Origin of the sequence: Azospirillum formosense, from assembly GCF_013340925.1 — a bacterium.
Classification (GTDB): Bacteria; Pseudomonadota; Alphaproteobacteria; order Azospirillales; family Azospirillaceae; genus Azospirillum; species Azospirillum formosense.
Genome location: NZ_WHOR01000082.1, coordinates 1 through 21359, shown reverse-complemented (window position 1 = coordinate 21359; position 21359 = coordinate 1). Strand labels below are relative to the sequence as shown.

At 68.4% G+C, this 21359-nt stretch carries 16 protein-coding genes; 13 read left to right on the top strand and 3 right to left on the bottom strand.

Annotated elements, in window-relative coordinates; all coding sequences use genetic code 11:
- Positions 1-2270: bifunctional proline dehydrogenase/L-glutamate gamma-semialdehyde dehydrogenase PutA (gene putA / locus GBZ26_RS13005; protein WP_174439202.1), on the bottom strand; the 2270-nt coding region annotated here is incomplete at its 3' end.
- A gap of 82 nt (positions 2271-2352) precedes the next feature.
- The gene (proC, locus tag GBZ26_RS13000) at positions 2353-3204 is read right to left on the bottom strand and encodes a pyrroline-5-carboxylate reductase (RefSeq protein ID WP_343207286.1); all 852 of its coding nucleotides are present in this window, start codon (positions 3202-3204) and stop codon (positions 2353-2355) included.
- Between the two features lie 168 nt (positions 3205-3372).
- On the opposite strand from proC, the gene GBZ26_RS12995 reads away from it, so the two are divergent.
- Positions 3373-3834 (top strand): Lrp/AsnC ligand binding domain-containing protein, encoded by a 462-nt coding sequence (locus GBZ26_RS12995; protein ID WP_035679469.1) that lies wholly within the window; start codon positions 3373-3375, stop codon positions 3832-3834.
- A gap of 23 nt (positions 3835-3857) precedes the next feature.
- Here the strand turns inward: GBZ26_RS12995 and GBZ26_RS12990 are convergent, their stop codons facing one another.
- Positions 3858-4004 carry a hypothetical protein gene (locus GBZ26_RS12990; protein ID WP_174439201.1) on the bottom strand — a complete coding sequence of 49 codons (147 nt, stop codon included), beginning with the start codon at positions 4002-4004 and terminating at the stop codon, positions 3858-3860.
- A gap of 430 nt (positions 4005-4434) precedes the next feature.
- On the opposite strand from GBZ26_RS12990, the gene GBZ26_RS12985 reads away from it, so the two are divergent.
- From GBZ26_RS12985 to GBZ26_RS12930, 12 genes are all read left to right on the top strand, one after another.
- Positions 4435-6609: a carbohydrate-binding domain-containing protein gene (locus tag GBZ26_RS12985; RefSeq protein ID WP_174439200.1), complete on the top strand. Its 2175-nt coding sequence runs from the start codon at positions 4435-4437 to the stop codon at positions 6607-6609.
- Between the two features lie 802 nt (positions 6610-7411).
- Complete coding sequence (locus GBZ26_RS12980; RefSeq protein WP_174439199.1) at positions 7412-8293, top strand: glycosyltransferase; 882 nt, start codon at positions 7412-7414, stop codon at positions 8291-8293.
- A 51-nt stretch (positions 8294-8344) separates the two neighbouring features.
- A complete protein-coding gene (locus GBZ26_RS12975; RefSeq protein WP_174439198.1) occupies positions 8345-9367 on the top strand; it encodes a polysaccharide deacetylase family protein in 1023 nt (340 codons plus the stop codon).
- A gap of 292 nt (positions 9368-9659) precedes the next feature.
- Positions 9660-9863 carry a hypothetical protein gene (locus GBZ26_RS12970; protein ID WP_174439197.1) on the top strand — a complete coding sequence of 68 codons (204 nt, stop codon included), beginning with the start codon at positions 9660-9662 and terminating at the stop codon, positions 9861-9863.
- Positions 9864-9881: 18 nt separating this feature from the next.
- Positions 9882-11126 (top strand): right-handed parallel beta-helix repeat-containing protein, encoded by a 1245-nt coding sequence (locus GBZ26_RS12965; RefSeq protein ID WP_174439196.1) that lies wholly within the window; start codon positions 9882-9884, stop codon positions 11124-11126.
- A gap of 71 nt (positions 11127-11197) precedes the next feature.
- Entirely contained in the window at positions 11198-12376 is a 1179-nt protein-coding gene (locus tag GBZ26_RS12960) for a GNAT family N-acetyltransferase (RefSeq protein ID WP_174439195.1), read from the top strand.
- A 404-nt stretch (positions 12377-12780) separates the two neighbouring features.
- Complete coding sequence (locus GBZ26_RS12955; RefSeq protein WP_174439194.1) at positions 12781-14175, top strand: nucleotide sugar dehydrogenase; 1395 nt, start codon at positions 12781-12783, stop codon at positions 14173-14175.
- A gap of 43 nt (positions 14176-14218) precedes the next feature.
- Positions 14219-16471 carry a GumC family protein gene (locus tag GBZ26_RS12950; RefSeq protein ID WP_174439193.1) on the top strand — a complete coding sequence of 751 codons (2253 nt, stop codon included), beginning with the start codon at positions 14219-14221 and terminating at the stop codon, positions 16469-16471.
- Between the two features lie 98 nt (positions 16472-16569).
- The gene (locus tag GBZ26_RS12945) at positions 16570-18000 is read left to right on the top strand and encodes an O-antigen ligase family protein (protein ID WP_174439192.1); all 1431 of its coding nucleotides are present in this window, start codon (positions 16570-16572) and stop codon (positions 17998-18000) included.
- Entirely contained in the window at positions 17997-19430 is a 1434-nt protein-coding gene (locus tag GBZ26_RS12940) for a lipopolysaccharide biosynthesis protein (protein ID WP_174439191.1), read from the top strand. Before GBZ26_RS12945 ends, GBZ26_RS12940 begins: the two co-directional genes overlap by 4 nt.
- Before the next feature lie 35 nt (positions 19431-19465).
- A complete protein-coding gene (locus GBZ26_RS12935) occupies positions 19466-20389 on the top strand; it encodes a glycosyltransferase family 2 protein (RefSeq protein WP_174439190.1) in 924 nt (307 codons plus the stop codon).
- Complete coding sequence (locus GBZ26_RS12930; protein WP_174439189.1) at positions 20386-21357, top strand: glycosyltransferase family 2 protein; 972 nt, start codon at positions 20386-20388, stop codon at positions 21355-21357. The genes GBZ26_RS12935 and GBZ26_RS12930 overlap by 4 nt, the downstream gene beginning before the upstream one ends.
- Positions 21358-21359 lie beyond the last annotated feature (2 nt).

The following is a 21359-nucleotide window of genomic DNA, read 5'->3' as shown; positions in this document are numbered from 1 at the left end:
TGCAGGATGCGCACCGCCTCGGCGGCGATCAGCGGGGTTTCCTCGGCCGGCTTCGCCAGCACCGGGTTGCCGGCGGCCAGCGTCGCGGCGATCTGGCCGGAGAAGATGGCCAGCGGGAAGTTCCACGGGCTGATGCAGACCACCGGCCCCAGCGGGCGGTGGGTGGCGTTGTCGAAGCGGTCGCGCGCCTGCGCCCCGTAGTAGCGCAGGAAGTCGATGGCCTCCCGCACCTCGGCGATGGCGTTGGGCAGCGACTTGCCGGCCTCGCGGACGATCAGGCCGAGCAGGGTCGGCATCCGCTCCTGCATGGTGTCGGCGGCACGGAACAGGCAGGCGGCGCGCTCCTCCGGCGGGGTCGCGGCCCAGGCGGAGGCCGCCGCGACGGCGTGGCCGAAGGCCTCCGCCACCAGGGCCTCGCTCGCCTCGGTCACCGAGCCGACCACGTCGCGGCGGTCGGCCGGGTTGCGCACCGGCTGGGCCTGCCCCGCCCGCTCGCCGTCGGCCAGCAGCGGTGCCGCGGTCCAGGTCATGCCGGCGCTCGCCGACAGGGCGGCGGACAGGCGGGCCAGCTCCGTCTCGTCGGACAGGTCGATGCCGGCGGAGTTGGCCCGCTCCGGCGCGTAGAGGTTCCGCGGCAGGGCGATCAGCGCGTGCGGCGCGCCCAGCGGGGCGATGGCCCTGGCGACCGCCACCGGATCGGCGACCAGCTCGTCGACCGGGACCGCCGGGTCGGCGATGCGGTTGACGAAGGAGCTGTTGGCCCCGTTCTCCAGCAGGCGGCGGACCAGATAGGCCAGCAGCGTCTCATGCGTGCCGACCGGCGCGTAGATGCGGCAGGGCCGCTTCAGCGGGCCGACGACCTCCTTGTAGAGCGGCTCGCCCATGCCGTGCAGGCACTGGAACTCGTACTTGCCGACCTGGAAGTCGCTGCCGGCCATCTCGTAGATGGTGGCGAGGGTCTGGGCGTTGTGGGTGGCGAATTGCGGGAACACCGCGTCGGGGGCGGCCAGCAGCTTGCGGGCGCAGGCGACGTAGGAGACGTCGGTGTAGACCTTGCGCGTGTAGACCGGGAAGTCGGGCAGCCCGTCGAGCTGGGCGCGCTTGATCTCGCTGTCCCAATAGGCGCCCTTGACCAGACGGATCATCAGCCGGTGGCCGCTGCGCCGCGCCAGATCGACCAGGAAGTCGATGACGTAGGGGCAGCGCTTGCCGTAGGCCTGGACGACGAAGCCGATGCCGTTCCAGCCCGCCAGATCCGGGTCGAAGCACAGCGATTCCATCAGGTCGAGCGACAGCTCCAGCCGGTCGGCCTCCTCGGCGTCGATGTTCAGGCCGATGTCGTAGCCCTTGGCGAGCAGCGCCAGCGCCTTCACGCGCGGCAGCAGTTCGTCCATCACCCGGTCGGCCTGGGCGCGCGAATAGCGCGGGTGGATCGCCGACAGCTTGATGGAGATGCCCGGCCCCTCATAGACGCCGCGCCCCGCCGACGCCTTGCCGATGGCGTGGATGGCGTTCTCGTAGTCGGCGTAGTAGCGCGCGGCGTCCTCCGCCGTCAGCGCCGCCTCGCCCAGCATGTCGTAGGAGTAGCGGAAGCCCTCGGCCTCCATCGGGCGGGCGTTGGTCAGCGCCTCCTGGATGGTCTGGCCGGTGACGAACTGCTCGCCCATCATGCGCATGGCGAAATCGACGCCGCGGCGGATCAGCGGCTCGCCGCCGCGCGCGATCAGGCGCGTCAGGGCGGAGGACAGCGCCTGCTCGCCGCCCGCCGAGGTCAGCTTGCCGGTGATCAGCAGGCCCCAGGTCGCGGCGTTGACGAACATCGAGCCGCCCTTGCCGAGATGCGCCTGCCAGTCGCCGCCGGCGATCTTGTCGCGGATCAGCGCGTCGCGCGTGGCGTGGTCGGGGATGCGCAGCAGCGCCTCCGCCAGGCACATCAGCGCCATGCCTTCCTGGCTGGACAGGCTGTATTCGTGGATCAGCCCCTCGACGCCGCGGCCCCGCGGCTTGGCGCGCAGCGCGGTGATCAGCTTGCGGGCGGTGGATGCCGCCGCGGTGATGACGCCGGGCGGCAGCGACGCCTGCTCGAACAGGAAGGGCAGGCAGTCCGGCTCGGGCCGGCGGTAGGCGGCGGTGATCGCGGCGCGCAGCTCGGTCGCCGGGCGGATGGGCGGGGCGAAGTCCGCGAAGGGCGCCGCGCTGCCGGAGGCGGCGGACGGGGTGATGGTCCGGGTGTCGGCCCGGGTGGCGGTCGGGTTGGTCGTGCTGTTCATCGGTGTCGTCCGCTCGAATCCGCAGGCCGGGGGCGAGCCGGTTCCTGATGGTGAAAAGGAGTGTGCTTCTCAGGCTTTCGGGTCAGGCTTTCGGGCCGGTTCCGCCCAGTTCGGCGGCACGCTGGGCCGCCGCGCGCAGGGTCGCGTTCAACAGACTCTGGAGGTGGTCATCGGCCATCAGCTTGGAAAGGCCGGCCGCCGTGGTCCCGCCGGGGGAGGTCACGCCGGCGCGCAGCTCGGCCGCCGGCTGGCCGGTGGCGCCCATCAGCGCCCCCGCCCCCTCGACCGTGGCGCGGGCCAGCCGTTCCGACACGTCGGCGGGCAGCCCCACCTCCACCCCGGCGCGGGTCAGGCACTCCACGAGATAGAAGACATAGGCGGGGCCGGAGCCGGACAGCGCCGTGGCGGCGTCGACCAGCGCCTCGTCGGCCAGCCATTCCAGGCTCCCGACCGCGGTCAGCAGGGAGGCGGCGCGCGCCTTCCGATCGGCCGGGCAGCCCGCCTCGGCGACCGCGACGGTGGCGCCGCGGCCGACCGCCGCCGGGAGGTTGGGCATCGCCCGCACCACGCTGCCCGCCGCCGGGAACAGCCGGCGCAGGTCGGCCAGCGTCTTGCCGGCCATGATCGACAACACCAGCGTGTGCGGCACCAACACCGCCTGCACGCCCGCCGCGGCGCTCTCCACCATCTGCGGCTTGACCGCGACCACGAGGGTATCGACCACGGTGCTGTCCGCCGGATTCAAACGGACGCCGGTCCGCGCGGCCAGTTCGGCCAGATCCGGCGCGGGGCTGGGGTCGGCGACCGAAATGGCGGAGGCGGGCACGCCCTGCGCCAGCCAGCCGCGCAGCATGGCGCCGCCCATGCGTCCGGCGCCCAGCAGCAGGGTCGTGCCGGCGCCATCCGCGGCGTTGGGGCCAATGTTGATGGTCACGGTGTCTCTCACCCGATCCAATTCGTCTTTTCAGAGCCGCGGCGTCCGCTTTGTTTTGCTTGTTCCACTGCGGCATCCGCAGACTATCGCGGAGTTCGCCGTGCCTCCATGGTTGTTTTTGCCCATTCACCGCGATATCAACGGTCAGAGACGGTATGGAGCGCGAAAATGACGGAGCTTGACCGGACCGACCGGCGCATCCTGGCGATTTTGCAGATGGACGGGCGGATTTCCGCCGTTGATCTGGCGGAGCGGGTCGGCCTGTCGGCCACGACCGCCGGCGAACGGATGCGGCGGTTGCTGAAGGACGGCTATGTCACGGGGTTCACGGCGCGGCTCGATCCGCACCGGTTGGGCTTCGGGCTGATGGTGTTCGTCGAGGTGCTGCTCGACAAGACGACGCCCGACGTGTTCGACCGCTTCGCCCAGGCCATCCGCCACGCGCCGGAGGTTCTGGAATGCCACATGGTGGCCGGCGGGTTCGATTATCTGGTGAAGACGCGGGTGGCCGACATGGCGGCCTACCGGCGGTTCCTTGGGGATGTGCTGCTGTCGCTGCCCGGCGTCCGGGAAACCCGCACCTACGCGGTGATGGAGGAGGTCAAGAACGACGGCCCCCTCCCCCTCTGACTTATATCATATAAGGCGTCCGGTCACGACACCCGGACGGGAGCCACCGGGCGGCGGGCCGGAAGAATGACCCGCACCGCGGCGTGCAGCGTGGCCATGCCCAGCACCGACAGCGCGGTCAGGAAGCCGGTCAGCAGAAGCGCCAGCACCAGAAAGACCATCGTCTCCATGTCATACCTCCTTGCAAAGCATGGAGAGAGGCTAAGCCCGGATCCGGTTCCGGCGGATTGACCCGAGTCAATGGATGATCCGAATCCGGCACCATCCCCTTTTTTGCCCGCCTCACCGCTATCCCTGGCTGCGCAGCGCAGCGTTCGGCACCACCGTCGCGTTGGGCGGCGGCGGTGCCTTTTCCGCCGGTTGCAGCGCCAAACCATCGCGCCACCGGGGCGTCTCGGCATCACTGTGGCGATAATGCAACGCATTTGAGATTTATTATCCTAAAATCGTCCCATTTAAGGCCACAACGAAGCCGATAGTCTTAAGGGGTAAGCCAAATGGCTAGAGCGCTAACCGAAAGGATGGGGACGCACCGACCGCGTGCCTGCCCCGCCGGCCACCAACCGCGGTGGCATCCCCACAAGGAAGAGAGTGCAGACCATGGACGATCTGGGTATCGACCTTCACCACCAGGACCTGACCGACCACACCAACTATGCCGGCGACCTCGGCGCCGACACGGCGCATCTGTCGGGCAGCGAGACCGCCGTGTCCACCGCCGATCCCTTCGCGACGCCGGCCAGCCTCCTCCAGGCGCAGGTCCTCCAGGCCGTGCAGCCGCTGGCGCTCGCCGATGCCGCCGCGACCGCTGACAACGCCACGAAGATCGTCATCAACGCCGCCGGCAACGTGGCGGGCGGCATCGCCCCGCACTTCAAGGTGATGGTGGACGGCAAGGTCATCGGCGAAGGCTCCGCCGGCACCGATGCCAAGGACTTCACCTTCAACGCCAACGTCACGGCGGATCAGGCCCACAAGATCCAGATCCAGTACGACAACGACGGCATGGCGAACGGCCAGGACCGCAACCTGATCGTCAACAAGATCACCATCAACGGCCACGCGCTCGACGCGGCCGATCCGTCGGTGACCTACGACAAGGGCGCGCTCGACGGCAAGGACGTGGTGAAGGGCCAGTCCGGCATGTGGTGGGACGGCACTCTGGTCGTCGCCGCGCCCAAGGAGTTCTTCCCCGCCGCGACCGCCGAGGCGGTGACCGGCGCCACGAAGATCGTCGTCAACGCCGCCGGCAACCTGGCGGGCGGCGTCGCCCCGCACTTCAAGGTGATGGTGGACGGCAAGGTCATCGGCGAGGGCTCCGCCGGCACCGCCGCCAAGGACTTCACCTTCAACGCGAACATCGCCGCCGGTCAGGCCCACAAGGTCCAGATCCAGTACGACAACGACGGTTTCGTGAACGGCCAGGACCGCAACCTGATCGTCAACAAGATCACCATCAACGGCAACGCGGTCAACCCGACCGACGCCTCCGTCAGCTACGACAAGGGCGCGCTCGACGGCAAGGACGTGGTGAAGGGCCAGTCCGGCATGTGGTGGGACGGCACGCTGGTCGTCGCCGCGCCCAAGGAGTTCTTCCCCGCCGCGACCACGACGCCCACCACGCCGACCACCCCCACGACTCCGACCACGCCGACCACGCCGACCACGCCGACGGCTCCGCCCGCCCCGTCGAACCCGGGCGGCGGCACGTCGGATTACCCGGCGACCCCGGCCTCGCAGGTCTTCTACATCGACGCGACGCACGGCAACGACAGCAACTCGGGCAACAACCCGAACCAGGCCTGGAAGTCGCTGGCCAAGGTGAACTCGACCAACTTCGCCGCCGGCTCGCTGGTCCTGTTCGAGCGCGGCGAAACCTGGACCGACAGCCTGCTGGTCTCGACCTCCGGCACCTCCGACAAGCCGATCATCTACGGCGCCTACGGCACCGGCGCCGATCCGATCATCAAGGCCAAGAGCGGCGCCAGCTACGCCGTCAGCCTGAACAACAAGGACAACATCACGTTCGACAACCTGACGATGACGGGTTCGAACGACACCGGCCTGCTGCTCAACGGCGGCGCCATGAACGTGAAGGTCACCAACTCGCAGATCATCGACAACCGCGGGTCGGGCGTGGTGATCAGCGGCACCTCCAACAACCTGCGCATCGATCATTCGACGATCGACGGCAACGGCGGCTACGGCCTCGTCCACTACTCCGCCGACAACGCCAACCAGTACTTCACCAACAACATCATCAGCGACAACGGCTGGCGGACCGATGCGGTCTATTCGGGCTGGAACGGCCGCATCCTGAGCGGCGAGATCGCCGGCAACACGATCTTCAACAACGGCAGCGGCGGCGGCGACGGCCGGTCGCACGGGCTGTACCACGACCACAGCCAGGCCAACAGCACGCTGAAGATCCACGACAACGTGATCTACTCGAACCCGCGCGGCGCCGGCATCCTCGCCAAGTCGAGCACCGAGATCTACAACAACACGATCTACGGCAACTCGAACGTCGGCATCTCGATCGGCCAGAACCAGGGCACCAACGTCACCTACAAGATCTACGGCAACGAGATCTTCAACAACAACGGCGGCATCCTGGAGCACCTGAAGGGCAGCGGGTCGATCACGCTGAGCCTGTACGACAACACCTTCTACAACAACAACGGCCGTGCGGCGATCAACATCGCCGACAGCATCAAGCAGACGGTGTCCAACAACACCATCTCCTCGGTCTCCAAGGCCAACCCGATCATCTGACGATCGGTTCTTCCGACCCTTCGGCAACGTCCGCGCCCGGCCCCTTGTGGCCGGGCGTTGGCGTGTCCGGGAGAGCGTTTCCGGCTTTCGTCCACGACACAAAACGGCAATAATCGGAAGCACAGTCCGGCCGGTGACTCCATCCTCGCCTTTGCTTCTTGTGCATCGCACAATAAGGCGCCCGCCATCAGAATGATGAAGGTTGGGCACCAACTCTATTTACCGCTTTCTCATAACGATCCGCCGATATTTCTTCCGCAGTGCGCGCGGCATCCCCCACTTTCTCCGAAATCGACCAAAGTGGCAGTCGGCTTTCCCTTTGGGACGCTGCGAAGGGGATATTTATCTTGCACTTTATGTAGGTTTACCCGCCATCCGCCCTTTGATAGCGTCCACAGACCTATTCCGTGCCTATGCGTGCATCGGCGCCGGCCGATGCGACGGCCAGGGGTGTCCTGATCCGGGATGCGGACCGGAGGGAGGCCCTCACAGAACCGACAGGAAAGGGACGAGACAGGGCAACAACGGCACTGAAAACGACGACAAGGACGGGACGGCCGGCGCCGCACAGGCACCGGATCGACGGCCACCGGGGAAGGAACGCCAAAACCGCTTCCACGCGCGTGCCGCGGAACCGGGGCATTGGGCGGCACGCACACGCCTCCATTCCCGGGGCCGCGGTGTCCGATGGCCGGACCGCCGCACGCCGTCCGCGTCGCCACGACATGAGGGGTGGAGACCAGGTATGAATCACGTGAGCGGACCGAGGGACGGTCGGGACACTCAATCGATCAGCGTGCTTATGGCCACCTACGCGGGCGAGAAGGCGGACAACCTTCAGGCCGCGCTGGAGAGCGTCTATACGCAGACGCTCCTCCCGCGCGAATGCGTGCTGGTGGTCGATGGACGGATCGGGGAGGAGCAGGAGAAGGTCATCGCCCGCTATCAGGCGTCCAACGCCTGCCGGCTCGTGGTGGTGCGGCGGCGCAACCAGGGGGGCTTGGCCCGCGCGCTGAACGACGGGCTGCAATACTGCACGGGCTACCTGGTGGCCCGCATGGACAGCGACGACATCTGCCTGCCCCACCGCTTCGAGACGCAGGCGCGCGCCTTCGCCGAGCAGGGGTCGCTGGATGCGTCCTTCTCCTGGCACGCGGAGTTCGAACAGGACCCCGGCGCGATCACCTGCGTGAAGCGCAGCCCGGAGACCCATGAGGAGATCAGCCAGGGCATGAAGTGGCACTGCGTCCTGTCGCACCCCACCATGATGGTGCGGCGGCGGGCGCTGAACGCCATCGGCGGCTACCGCTCCTGCTTCGGGAATCTGGAGGACTACGACCTGTATGTCCGCCTGCTCCAGGCCGGGGCGCGCATGGAGACGGTGCAGGAGGCGCTTCTCCTCTTCCGCACCAGCATGGCCCAGCGCGTCCGCCGCGGCGGGCTGCGCTACGCCGTCAACGAATGGGCTTTCCGCGTCTGGTGCTGGCGGTCGGGGTTCCTGACCAATTCGGAGTTCCTGGCGACGGCCTCGCTTCAGATCGGCTTCCGGCTGACGCCGCCGGGCCTGAAGAGGATGCTGTACCGCCTGGTCCGCACGCCGACCGAGGCGCAGGCGATGGCCCGGATCCACACCGCCATGATCCAGCCCAAGCGCCTCGCCCCCGATGGCGCGGACGCCCTCTGACCTTCTGCTCCCTGACCTTCTGCCCTCTGACCCTTCCGCGGGAGGATTTGAATGAGCGTTGCCGACGTGATTTCCGGTGGCGGGCTGGGCCGGCGGCTCCGGTGGATGGACGCGCTGCGCAACCCGCTGGGGATCGCCTGCCATCGCGCCTACGGCAGCCCGGTGCTGGCCGTCGTCTATCACGCCGTCTGCGACACGGTGCCGGACCATCTCAAGCACATCTACCGGCCCCGTACGCCCAAGGAGTTCACGGAGGATCTCGATTTCCTCCTGAAGCACTTCGAGCCGACGGACCTGCCCACGGTCACCGGATCGGCCATGGGCGGGCCGGAGATCCGCCGCCCGTCGCTGCTGGTCACCTTCGACGACGGCATGCGCGAGGTCGCGGAGGTGGCGATGCCCATCCTGCGCCGCAAGGGCATCCGTCCCGCGCTGTACCTCAACCTGAACTTCCTCGACAACCGGACGCTCTTCTACCGGCACAAGGCAAGCCTTCTGGCGGAGCGGCTGAGCCGGCTGGCGGAGGCCGATCCCCGCCGCGCCGTCTGCGCCGCCACCCTGGCGCGGGCCGGCGCCGCCGGCGTCATGACGGTGAGCTGGCACCAGCGCGCCGTGCTGGACGAGATCGCCACCGTGCTGGAGTTCGACACCGCCGGCTTCCTGGCGACGCAGAAGCCCTACCTGACCCGCGACGAGATCACCGACCTGATGGCGGAGGGCGTGTCGATCGGCGCCCACGGTTTCGACCATCCCAACCACCGCCTGCTGACGCCGGAGCAGCGGAAGCAGGAGGTGACGGGCAGCGTCGCCGGCATCCGGGAGCTGTTCGGCCCCGGCTGCGGCTCCTTCGCCTTCCCCTATTCGGACGAGGGTCTGCACGACTCGCTGTTCGAGGAGCTGTACGGCGATGGGGTCGACGTCACCTTCGGCACGTCCTGGCCGCGCCGGGGTGGTCCGCAGCGGCGGATTCAGCGGATCTGCTTCGAGAACGGTCCGGCCCCGGCGAAGCAGCAGCTGGTCAAGCGCCTGCTCCGCGGCGGTGCCGGCAACATGAAGCGCGCACTGGCCGGATGAATGGTCTGGTCGGATAAGCGGTCCGGCCTATGAAGGGCTCCCTCCCCACCGCCGGGAGGGAGTTCTTGCCGTTTTCATATGCATTACGGGCGATGACGACTCAGCAATTCCAAAGAGAATGCCTATTCCTCCCTTTGGAATGCCCCCTTATCGTAGCCTGATCGCTTAAGCGTGATCCCTTTTCATTTCCCTTTATTTGTCCACGACGTAACACAAAATACCGCAACAGGGACACGCTGCGGTTTCAGTCGTCGGCGCCCCCGCTTATCAGGCCCCCCGCGAGGAGATCGCTATGATCGAGCAAGCCACGCCGGCCAGCCCGAACCTGCTGGGTGGGGTTGCGGACGTCCTTCCGGCGGACGCCGCTGCGAAGGCGACGGAGCGCGCCGCTCCCCCGATGCTCGATCTGCAGCGCGCCGGCTGGGCCCTGCTGTGCACCGGCTGCGCGCTGGCGGCCTGGGGCCTTGCCTACGCGCTGTTCCGCGTCGCCCTGTAAGGCCGCGCGAGCCGAGCCATGGATCACCTGCCCCCGCCTCCCCCCGCCATCGAGCGCCCCGCCCAGCCGTCGCTGCTCGTCAGCGCGCGCCGGAGCGCCGCCCAGAACGCCGCCCAGAACGCCGAGGGCGCCCCGGTCTTCTACGTCGATGCCACGGACGGTGACGACCGCCGGTCGGGCCGCGGCCCGAAGGAAGCGTGGAAATCGCCGGAGAAGGTGAACGCGACGGCCTTCCCGCCGGGAAGCCGCGTGCTGTTCGAGCGCGGGGAGAACTGGCGCGGCAGCCTCCTGGCCTCCTCCTCCGGCACCACCGACCGGCCGGTCACCTACGGCGCCTATGGCAAGGGCGACGCCCCGGTGATCGACGCGCGGGGCGCCTCGGTCGCGGTCAGCCTGAACGGGCGGACGAACGTCGCCTTCGACGGGCTGACCATCACCGGCGCGGCCGACACCGGCCTGCTGCTCGGCCCGCGGGCGCGCAACGTGTCGGTGACGAACGTGACGGTCGCGGGCAACGGCGGCTCCGGAATCGTCGTTCAGGGGACTTCCGTCGGGCTGCGGATCGACGGATCGGCCATCACCGGCAACGGCGCCTATGGAATCGTGCATTACGCGGCGGACAACACCGACCAGGTCATCACGCGCAACACCATCGCCGACAATGGCTGGCGCAAGGACGGCGGCGTCTATTCCGGGTGGAACGGGCGCATCCTGACCGGCGAGATCGCCCACAACCGGGTCTTCAACAACGGCGTCAACGGCGGCGAAGGCCGCTCCCACGGCCTCTACCACGACCAGGGGCAGGCCGACAGCGCGCTGAAGATCCACGACAACCTGATTCACGACAACCCGCGCGGCGCCGGCATCCTGGCGAAGTCCAGCACCGAGATCTATCGCAACGTCATCTTCCGCAACGCCGACGCGGGCCTCTCGCTCGGCCAGAACCGCGGGATCGACGTGACCTACCGGGTCTACGACAACGAGTTCTACGACAACAACGGCGGCGTCCTGCAGCACCAGAAGGGCAACGGCTCGATCACGCTGGAGCTGCGCGACAACGTCTTCCACCGCAACGGCAAGCGGGCCGCCATCATCATCGCCGACAGCATTGGCAAGACCGTCACCGGCAACCGGGTCAGCAACGACGCCAGAGCAGAAACCGAAACCCGGACCGGGACCACCATCAACCAGCCAACGGCCAACCAACCAACGGGAGGAACCGTGCAGGAAGCGTCCGGAATGCGGCCGGAATCCGTGCGCTGACCTCGGCCCCGACGTCCGCGGGCGAGCCGCGGGCCGGGAAAGGGACGGCGCGTTCGAACAAGGGGGGGCATGTGAGCACCAGCAGCAGCACCGTCGGTCAGTCGATCACCGACCGGCTGAAGAAAACCGTTTTCCGTTTCGACACCTCCGACACGGGAGAGCTGCGCGGCTTCCAGCGCAAGATGTTCGGCGAACGGGTCTGGCAGGTGGACGACGCCTACAACCGCTGGCTCTTCGACGAGGTGCCCGACCGGGACGCGGACGGGCCGCAAGTCTGGGTGTGCAAGCGGCAGGGACGGATCGTCGGCCAGCAATGCGGGATTCCCTTCCGCCTGAAGGCGCGGGACCGGGAAATCCCGGCCTCCTGGGCCAACAGCCTGATGGTCCTGCCGGAATGGCGGATGCGCGGCGCCTTCACGCCCCTGGCGGAAGCGCAGCTCGACAGCCGCCCTCTGGCGATGGCCATCCACATCTCCGACTCCGCCTACAAGGCCTACAGCAAGGCCGGCTGGATCGACATCGGCGCCCTGCCCGCCTACGTCTTCCCGCTGGACACGCGGCGCTGCCTGGAGGCGTCCTCGCTTCAGGGCCGCATGCGGACCATCGGGGCGATCGCCGGGCCGGCCCTTCACGGGGCGCGGATCGGCGGCCACCTGCTGAGCCGGGCGACCGGCGCGCGGTTCGAGGAGATCGGGCGGTTCGACGGGCGGGCCGACGCCATCTGGCGGCGCGCCTCGCCGCATTACCCGCTGATCGCGCTGCGCGACCTGACGCATCTGCGCTGGCGCTACGACGCGATCCCCTGCGCCTCGGACTACCGCCGCTTCATCCTGACGCGCGGGGGCGAGCCGCTGGGCTACGTCGTCCTGCGCCGCGAGACCTGGCGCAAGGAGCCCTGCCTCGCCATCGTCGATTACCTGTGCGAGCCGAAATGGCTGTGGGTCCTGCTGAGCCACACGCTGCGCATCGCCGCGACGGAACGCGCGACCGCGCTGATCTGCCGGACGCTGAACACGCGGGCGGAGCGGACCTTCCTCGCCATGGGCATGATGAAGGTGCCCGACCGCGTGGGCTTCCCGGTGCGGGTGATGGCGCATGCCGGGCCGGACGCGGGGATCGACCGGGACGAATTCGCCGACCGCGGCAACTGGCTGCTGACCATGGGCGACGGCGATGCCAGCTTCCTGATGCACAACACGCTGCCCGAGACCGCCGGGCTGCAACCGGAGGGAGTCGCCGTCCAGGGATGACCGCGGTGCGAAGGAGCCGTCCGGCCGCCGACGCGCCGGTCCGGCTCCTTTCGTCTATTCTGCCCGTGGTTACTCAAAAGGGGTTAATAAAGCACCTTTCGGGATGGTCATCCCGAAAGTCTCACAAGAAAGATAACCCGGTCAACTGACGGTGGTTCGGCCTTTTACGACGTTTACGGCTGCCACTTTTTCTATCACGATTGCTGGGTGCTTAGACAAAGCAGCCTAATGTATTCGGTGAGAGGAAACGCCGATCGATCAGTCTTATGAACAGCAAAAGCCAAGGCCCGATGTCAGAACCGGACCTTGGCTTCGGTTTTGTGTCGGTAGAATTGATCTGAGAAATACAGCGCGAATAACGGTGATACCTCTACGAACAAGAGAGTCGGAAAAGGAGACGTCTTATGTCGAGCAATGAGTTTGCCGACCTGTTGGTGAGCGGGGGTTCGGTCGGCACGTCCGGCATTCCGGAAGCTCTGGCGACGCTGGAGTCGAAGATCGCGGCGGGCACCGCCAGCGTCGGCGTCATCGGCCTGGGTTACGTCGGCCTGCCTCTGGCGCGGCTGTTCGCGCGGGCCGGCTTCTCGGTGACGGGCTTCGACATCGATCCGGAAAAGGTCGCCAGCCTGAACGGCGGCACCTCCTACATCGGCACCGTGTCGACCGACGAGGTCCGCGGGATGATCGAGGAGGGTCGCTTCACGGCGACGGCGAACTTCCAGTCGCTGGCCGACATGGACGCCATCGTCATCTGCGTGCCGACGCCGCTGACCCGCAACCGCGAACCGGACATGAGCTGCATTGAGGTCACCACCCGGCAGATCGCCCAGGTGATGCGCCCCGGCCAGCTGATCGTCCTGGAATCGACCACCTACCCCGGCACGACGCGCGAGGTGGTGCGCCCGATCCTGGAGAAGACCGGCCTCGTCAGCGGCACGGACTTCCTGCTGGCCTTCTCGCCCGAGCGCGAGGACCCGGGCAACGAGACCTTCACCACCGCCCGCATCCCGAAGATCGTCGGCGGCGAGGACCCCAACGCGCTGCGCATCGCCTGCTCGATGTACGGCCGCGCGCTGGAGCGCGTGATCCCGGTCTCGTCGCTGGAAGCGGCCGAGGCGGTGAAGCTGACCGAGAACATCTTCCGCTGCGTCAACATCGCCCTCGTCAACGAGCTGAAGGTCGTCTACGACGCGATGGGCATCGACGTCTGGGAAGTGATCGAAGGCGCCAAGACCAAGCCCTTCGGCTACATGCCCTTCTACCCCGGCCCCGGCCTGGGCGGTCACTGCATCCCGATCGACCCCTTCTACCTGACCTGGAAGGCCCGCGAGTTCGACGTCGCCACCCGCTTCATCGAGCTGGCCGGCGAAATCAACACCCGCATGCCGCATTACGTGGTGGAGCGGCTGTCCCAGGCCATGGACTCCAAGCTTGGCCGCGCGCTGCGCGGGTCGCGCATCCTCGTCCTGGGCGTCGCCTACAAGAAGAACATCGAGGACATGCGCGAAAGCCCGGCGCTGAAGATCATCGATCTTCTGCAGGACCGCGGCTGCGAGGTCTTCTACTACGACCCGCATGTGCCGGAGTTGCCGGAGACGCGCCGCCTCGCCCGCATGGCCGGCACGCCGTCGGTCGCGCTGGAGGAAATCCGCGACGGCGCCTACGACGCGGCGATCCTGTGCACCGACCACGACTCCTTCGATCTGAAGGCCTTCCTGGACGGGCTGCCGCTGATCGTCGACACCCGCAACGCCTTCGGCAAGGCGGGCATCGTCGACGAGAAGATCGTGAAGGGCTGACCGCCGGCCTGGACCCTAACCGACCGATCCTCAGGAGAATGGGATGGCCGCGTACACTCATGTAGACGGAGCCCTGGGGTCCGAAGCCAGCACCCGGGAGGTCGCGCTCCGCGACCTCCTCCAGGTGCTGCGCCGGCGCCGGAGCACGATCATCGCCAGCGTCCTGTGCTGCACCGCGCTGGCCACCACCGGTGCCCTGCTCTATGAGCCGCGGTTCACCAGCCAGGCCGTGCTCATCATCGACCCGCGCACGACGGAGGTCACGGACATCAACGCCGTGATCTCCAACCTCCCGCGCGAGGCGGCGGCGATCCGGACCGAAATCGACATGATCACCTCCACCGCCACCGCCGCCAAGGTGGTGGACCGGCTGGGGCTGGTCCATGACCCGGAGTTCAACGGCGCCATCGAGCGGCCTTCGGCCATCGACCGGGCCATCGCCGGGATCAACGACACCCTCGGCTACGACCTGTCGCCGCTGCAACAGCAGATCACCGGCTATCTGAACTCCGCCGGAATCGGCGTCAAGGAGCCGACGACTGCGGAGAAGGAGCGCGCCGCCGTCATCGCGGACGTTCGCCGCGGCCTGTCGGCGACCAGCGACGCCCAGTCCTACACCATCCTCGTCTCCTTCAAGGCGAAGGAGGCGGAGAAGGCGGCCCGCATCGCCAACGCCTTCGTGGACGAGTATCTGCGCGACCAGCTCCAGACCAAGAAGGACGTCAACCAGCAAGCCAACAAGTGGCTGGAGGACCGCATCAACGAGCTGCGCGCCCAGGTCGAGGTGTCGGACAAGGCGGTGCAGGACTACCGCGCGCAGCAGGGCCTCGTGCTCGGCAGCGCCGGCGGCGAGACCTTCCTGTCGCAGCAGTTGGCCGAGCTGAACCGCGCCCTGGTCGTCGCCCAGACGGAGCGCGGCCGGGCAGAGGCGCGGGCGCAGAACGCCCGGATCGTCGCGCGCAGCCCGACCCAGGGCAACGCGGCGGAAATCCTCGGCTCGCCGCTGATCCAGCGGCTGGGCGAGGAGGAGTCGGGCATCGCGCGCCGGCTGGCCGAATACCGCACCCGCTACGGCGACCAGCATCCGGCGGTGCAGGCCTACGTCAACCAGTTGACGAACCTGCGCCAGAAGATGCGCGAGGAAGCCACCAAGATCATGGCGGTCATCAACAACGAGGTCGAGATCGCCCGCGCCCGCGAGCGCGAGCTTGAGGCCGCGCTGAAGAAGCTGACCGCCGAGACCGCGGGCGAGCTGGGCGCCAACGTCCGCCTGGCCCAGCTGCAGCGCGAAGCCGACGCCAACCGCCGGGTTTATGAAGGGCTGCTCCAGCGTCTCGTCGAAACGCGCGAGCAGGACGACCTTCAGCAGCGCGACGCCCGCGTCGTGTCCTTGGCGGAACCGCCGCTGGAGCCGTCGACGCCGGGCAAGAAGCTGTTCGTCGGCGGCGGTCTGGCCGTGGGCCTGCTGATCGGCATGTTCCTGGCCTTCCTGCGCGACCATCTGAACAAGACCTTCCGCAACACCCAGCATGTGGAGGAGACGATCGGCGTGCCGGCCATCGGGCTGGTGCCGTCCCTGCCGCATCACAAGAACGCCAAGCCGGAAGACTATGTCCTCGACCGTCCGCGGTCGGAGTACAGCGAGGCGGTGCGCGCCATCGGCGTGTCGCTCTACGCCCGCGGCGCCCTGAACACCGGCTCGGTGGTGATGGTCACCTCCGCCGTTCCCGGCGAGGGCAAGACCACCGTCTGCCTGACCCTGGCGCGCATGCTGGCGGCGTCCGGCCGGCGGGTCCTGCTTCTGGAATGCGACCTGCGCTGCCCGCGCATCGGGAACGTGCTGGGCGACAACGCCCCGGGCGACCTGAGCGACCTGATCGTCGGCAAGGCGGAGTGGAACGACGTGGTCCAGGTGGACGGCCGCACCGGCCTCCACTACGTCGTCGGCCGCCCGCATTGCGACCATCCGCAGGAGCTTCTGGGGTCGGAAAAGCTGGCGAGCATCATCAAGTTCGCCTCGCTCGAATACGACTGCGTCATCCTCGACACCCCGCCGATGGCGGTCGTGGCGGACGCGGGCGTGCTGACCCGGTCGGCGACGGAATGCCTGTTCGTGGTGCGCTGGGAACAGACGCCGCGCGCCGTCGTCCAGCGGGCCATCGAGCGGCTGACCGAGCTGGGTCGCGACGTGACCAGCGTCGTGCTGAGCCGGGTCGACCTGAAGAAGCTGGCCCGCACCGACGCGTCGGAAGAGGCCTACGGCATGAACGAGGCGCGCCGCTACTACACGCGCTGACCATGACGTGACGGCGGAAACGCCCGGCGCCCCGGCGGCCGGGCGTTTCCGTACCCCAAGGGACGCGTTGGTCCTGGGGGGTTCATCGGGGGAACAGGATGAGTGCAACGCCATTTCCGCGAAACCGAGCCGCACTGGCGGCGGCGCCCGCTGCGGACGCGCCGCCCGCCCGGCCACGGACGCCGCTCCTGCGCAGCGCGGCCGATCTCACGCCCAGCCTGTTCGATCAGGTGGTGTGCGCCATCGGCCTGATCCTGCTGTGGGACGCGCTGCTGTCGGTGATGATGTCCGCGCCCTCGCAGCGCTTCATCCTGCGCGCGGGCGGCGCGCCGGAATCCTCCGGCGACACCATCAAGCAGCTCATCTTCGCCGCGCTCTACGCCACGGCCCTGCTGCGGATCGTCATGCTCCACGGCGTCCGGGCCTTCCGCTATCTCAGCATTCCCATGGCGCTCATGGTGGTGCTGGCCATCGCGTCCAGCCAATGGTCGCATGACCCGTCGCTGACCATCCGCCGCAGCGTGGCCCTGGTCGGCACGACGATCTTCGGCCTCTATGTCGGCCTGTCCTACGGCGAGGTCGCGCTGGCCCGGCTGATCCACCGCGCGGTCTTCGTGCTGGCGGTGCTGAGCGCGCTTCTGGCGATCGGCCTGCCGAGCTACGGCCTGATGCCGGCGGAGCAGGGATCGCAGTGGCGCGGCGTCTTCTCCCACAAGAACGGCCTGGGCGACGCCATGGCCTTCGGCCTGACCGCCGGGCTGTTCGTCCTGCGCTCCCGCCCGGTGACCGACACCATGGCGCTGGTCTGGCGGCTGGGCACCTTCGCCATCATGGCCGGCTGCCTCGCCATGTCCGGCTCCGCCACGGCGCTGATCGTCGCCACGGCGGGCATGACCCTGGTGATGCTGGTCACCCACCGGCAGGACGCCGGATCGCTGGCGCTGGAACTGTACGGCGGCACCATGGTCATCATGCTGGCCGCCATCTTCGCCCTGCTGAACCTGGAGAGCATCACCGGGCTGCTCGGCCGCGACATCACGCTGACCGGGCGCACGCTGATCTGGGACTTCGCCTTGCGGATGATCGGGCAGCAGCCGGTGCTGGGCTACGGCTTCAGCGCCTTCTGGTCGGGGCTGGACGCGCCGGGCGCGCTGTTCTGGCGCACCTCGGGCCGCTTCGACATCCACGCCCACAACGGCTTCATCCAGACGACGCTGGACGTCGGCCTGCTCGGCCTCGGTCTCTTCCTGGTGGCCTATGCGATCTACCTGTCGCGCATCGCCCGGATCGTTCCGGTCGACCGCAGCGGGGCGGCGCGCTGGCACATCGTCTTCGCCATGATGCTTCTGCTGGGCAACGTCGCCGAGAGCAGCCTGCTGATCCAGAACGGCCTGCTGTGGTTCCTCTTCACCGCCTTCCAGACGCGGCTGGCCAAGACGGTCCACGCCCACGCCCTGACGCCGCGTCCGTCGGCGGGACGGCGGCCCAAGCTGCGGAACGGCATCCCGGTTGCGGAGTCGCGGTCATGATGTCGAGCGGCTTCGCCTTCTTCGCGACCCGGATCGCCGTCGGCATCCTGGGATTCGCGGCGGTCGCGGTCTTCTCGCGCATCGTCACGCCGGAGGCCTACGGCCATTACGCCCTGGTCATGGCGGCGGCGGCGGCGATCAACGCCTGCGGCTTCTCCTGGATGGGCCTGTTCGTCCTGCGCAAATGCGGCGGCGACGCGGCGGAGCGGGACGCCTGGCTCTCCACCGTGGTCACCGCCTTCCTGGTGGTGGCCTGCGGGGTGCTCGCCATCCTGGGCGCGGTGGTGGCCTTCTATCCCGGCATGAACGGCATCGACTATGTGCTGTATCTGCCGGTCATCGCGATCCTGATCTCCTGGTTCGACCTGTCGATCCAGATGTCGCGGGCGCGGCTGAAGGGCTCGGTCTTCGCGGCCAAGTCCTTCGCCAAGGCGCTGTTCGGGCTGGCGCTCGGCTCCGCCTTCGTGCTGATCGGCTGGAAGGAGGAGGGGCTGCTGCTCGGCACCAGCATCGGCTTCCTGCTGGTCACCGCGATCTGGCTGCGCTCCGACCTCAAGGGCATCTCGCTGCGCTGGCCGGCGCGGGACCGGGTCGGCCTGCTGCTGACCTTCGGCGGCCCGCTGATGCTGAGCCTGATGGTGGGCTGGGCGCTCGACTTCGCCGACCGCTTCCTGATCTACTGGTTCATCGGCGAAGCGGCGGCCGGCGCCTACGCCATGGCCTTCGATCTCGCCAAGCAGCCGATCATGCTGGTGGCGTCGGCGGCGTCGCTGGTCACGCTGCCGATGGCGTCGCGCGCCTATGACAGCGCCGGCCCGCGCGCCGCGCGGCCGATCATGGCGCAGAACCTGACGATCCTGCTGCTGGTCTGCCTGCCGCTGGTGCTCATGGAGGTGATCTCCGCCCAGGGCATCGTCGGGCTGCTGCTCGGCGAGGCGTACCGCGAGACCGGTGCGGCGATCATGCCGCTCGTCGCCCTGTCGGTCTTCATCAGCATCCTGCGCATCTACCACTTCGACCTGTCGCTGCACCTGACCAAGAAGACCGGCTACATCCTGAAGCTGACCATGCTGACGGCGGTGCTGAACATCGGCGCCAACCTGTTCCTGATCCCGCGCTTCGGGGTGATCGGGGCGGCCTACGGCTCGCTGGCGGCGCAGCTCGGCTGGGTGGTGGCAGCCCTCATCCTGATGCCGCGCGCCGGCGTGCTGGCGGTGCCGGTGAAGGATCTTCTGAAGGTGACCACCGCCGCCCTGCTCTTCGCCGCCGGGCTGAAGATCGCGGCGATGGAAAGCGACCTGCTGCTCGTCCAGCTCGCCCCGGCGGGCAGCCTCTATCTGCTGGCCCTGGCCGTGCTCAACCCCGCCAACCTGATGGGTCAGGTGCGGATCGCGCTGGCCCGGCTGAAACGCACCCGATCTCCGGCATGAACACCATGAACAGGCGTGAGGAAGGAACAGGCACCATGTCGAAAAAGCTGGTGGTTTGCGTGTGCACCTACCGCAGGCCGAAGGATCTTCACCGCACGTTGCTGTCGCTGGAGGGGCTGACCTTCAACCCCGACGCCCCGCTGGACGTCGAAGTGCTGGTGGTGGACAACGACCCGGCGCGCTCCGCCGAACCGCTGTGCCGGGAGATGGCGCAGGACTGGCGCTTCCCCATCCGCTACGCGGCGGAGCCGGTGCCGGGCATTCCCGCCGCCCGCAACCGTTGCCTGGACGAGACCACGGACGCCGACCTGATCGCCTTCATCGACGACGACGAGGTGGCGAGCCCCGGCTGGCTGGACTGGCTGGTGACGGCCATGGAGCGCACCGGAGCCGCCGTGGTCGCCGGCCCGGTCCTGCCGATCTACGAGAAGCGTCCGCCGGACTGGCTGACCAAGGGCCGCTTCCACGACCTGCAGCGCATGCCCACGGGCAGCGAGCCGGCCTATTGCGCCACCGGCAATGTGCTGTTCCGCCGTTCCATCCTGAAGGGCGGCGTGCGCTTCGACCCGGAGCTGAGCCTGTCCGGCGGCAGCGACGTGCTGTTCTTCGAGCAGATCCGCCGCCAGGGCCACCGCATCGTCTGGTGCGACGAGGCGACCATCGAGGAGCATGTGCCGGCCAGCCGCATGACCGCGCGCTGGATCCTGCGCCGCGCCTTCCGGCTCGGCACCTGCGTGTCGCTGACCGAGGCCAAGCTGAACGGCCAGCGCCGCACGCTGGTGAAGCGCTCCACGCTCGGCCTCGCGCACATCGCGCTGAACCTCGCCGCCCTGCCGCTGGTGCCGATGGCGCTGGCCTTCGACACGAGCTGGCCGATCCGCCGTCTCCAGAAGATCTGCGTCGGCAGCGGCTATCTCTACGGCCTGATGGGCTTCCAATATCTGGAGTACAAGCGATGAAGGACGCGGACATGAAGGGCGGCGCGGCGGAGGCCCCGCCCGTCACCGTCAGCGCGGTCATCCCGACGCGCAACCGCCCGCATCTGGTGCTGAACGCCGTGGAGAGCGTGCGCGCCCAGACGATCAAGGATCTGGAGATCGTCGTCGTCGTCGACGGGCCGGACCCCGCGACCGTCGCGGCGCTGGAGGCGGTGGAGGACCGCCGCCTGCGCATCGTGCAGAATCCGGCGTCGCTCGGCCCCGCGGGAGCGCGCAACGCCGGGGTGCAGGCGGCGCTGGGCGAGTGGATCGCCTTCCTCGACGACGACGATTCCTGGGCGCCGGAGAAGCTGGAACGGCAGCCCGCCGCCGCCAAGGCGTCGGGCGCCAAGCTGCCGGTGGTCTCCTGCAGCACCAGCGTCAGCATCGGCGAGCGCCGCTACGTCTGGCCGCAGCGCCGGCCGGAGCCGGGCGAGCCGATCAGCGACTACTTGATCGACCGCCGCAGCCCGCTGTCCCGCCCCGGCTATCTCGCCACCCCGACGATCATGGTGCCGCGCTCGCTGGCGCTCGCCGTGCCGATGCCGGACTACCGCCATTTCGAGGATTGGGGCTGGCTGTTCCGCGCGCTCGACCAGCCGGGCGCGGAACTGGTCTTCGTCGACGAGCCGCTGTGCTTCGTGGAGATCGACGAGGGCCGCGCCTCGCTGCATTCGGTGGATGACTGGCGGCAGGCCTTCGAGTGGGCGCGCACGCACCGGCCGCTGATGACCGGCAACGCCTACGCCGCCTTCCTGATGACCAAGGTCGTCGGCATGGCCCGCCGCGAGGGCGACTGGAACGCCGTCCGCCGCCTGCTGGCCGAGGCGACCCGGGCGGGCGATCCGAAGATGCGGCATTACCTGATGTTCTTCGGGACCTGCGTGGTGCCGCCGTCCTTCCACCGCCGGGTGCGCGCGGCGACCCATTCGGACGCGGCGACGGCGTGAGG

What these genes read in the sequence shown, in the direction of transcription:
- GBZ26_RS12995 (WP_035679469.1), top strand. Translation starts at nt 3,373, where the DNA reads ATGACGGAGCTTGACCGGACCGACCGGCGCATCCTGGCGATTTTGCAG.
- GBZ26_RS12990 (WP_174439201.1), bottom strand. Translation starts at nt 4,004, where the DNA reads ATGGAGACGATGGTCTTTCTGGTGCTGGCGCTTCTGCTGACCGGCTTC.
- GBZ26_RS12985 (WP_174439200.1), top strand. Translation starts at nt 4,435, where the DNA reads ATGGACGATCTGGGTATCGACCTTCACCACCAGGACCTGACCGACCAC.
- GBZ26_RS12980 (WP_174439199.1), top strand. Translation starts at nt 7,412, where the DNA reads ATGGCCACCTACGCGGGCGAGAAGGCGGACAACCTTCAGGCCGCGCTG.
- GBZ26_RS12975 (WP_174439198.1), top strand. Translation starts at nt 8,345, where the DNA reads ATGAGCGTTGCCGACGTGATTTCCGGTGGCGGGCTGGGCCGGCGGCTC.
- GBZ26_RS12970 (WP_174439197.1), top strand. Translation starts at nt 9,660, where the DNA reads ATGATCGAGCAAGCCACGCCGGCCAGCCCGAACCTGCTGGGTGGGGTT.
- GBZ26_RS12965 (WP_174439196.1), top strand. Translation starts at nt 9,882, where the DNA reads ATGGATCACCTGCCCCCGCCTCCCCCCGCCATCGAGCGCCCCGCCCAG.
- GBZ26_RS12955 (WP_174439194.1), top strand. Translation starts at nt 12,781, where the DNA reads ATGTCGAGCAATGAGTTTGCCGACCTGTTGGTGAGCGGGGGTTCGGTC.
- GBZ26_RS12950 (WP_174439193.1), top strand. Translation starts at nt 14,219, where the DNA reads ATGGCCGCGTACACTCATGTAGACGGAGCCCTGGGGTCCGAAGCCAGC.
- GBZ26_RS12945 (WP_174439192.1), top strand. Translation starts at nt 16,570, where the DNA reads ATGAGTGCAACGCCATTTCCGCGAAACCGAGCCGCACTGGCGGCGGCG.
- GBZ26_RS12940 (WP_174439191.1), top strand. Translation starts at nt 17,997, where the DNA reads ATGATGTCGAGCGGCTTCGCCTTCTTCGCGACCCGGATCGCCGTCGGC.
- GBZ26_RS12935 (WP_174439190.1), top strand. Translation starts at nt 19,466, where the DNA reads ATGTCGAAAAAGCTGGTGGTTTGCGTGTGCACCTACCGCAGGCCGAAG.
- GBZ26_RS12930 (WP_174439189.1), top strand. Translation starts at nt 20,386, where the DNA reads ATGAAGGACGCGGACATGAAGGGCGGCGCGGCGGAGGCCCCGCCCGTC.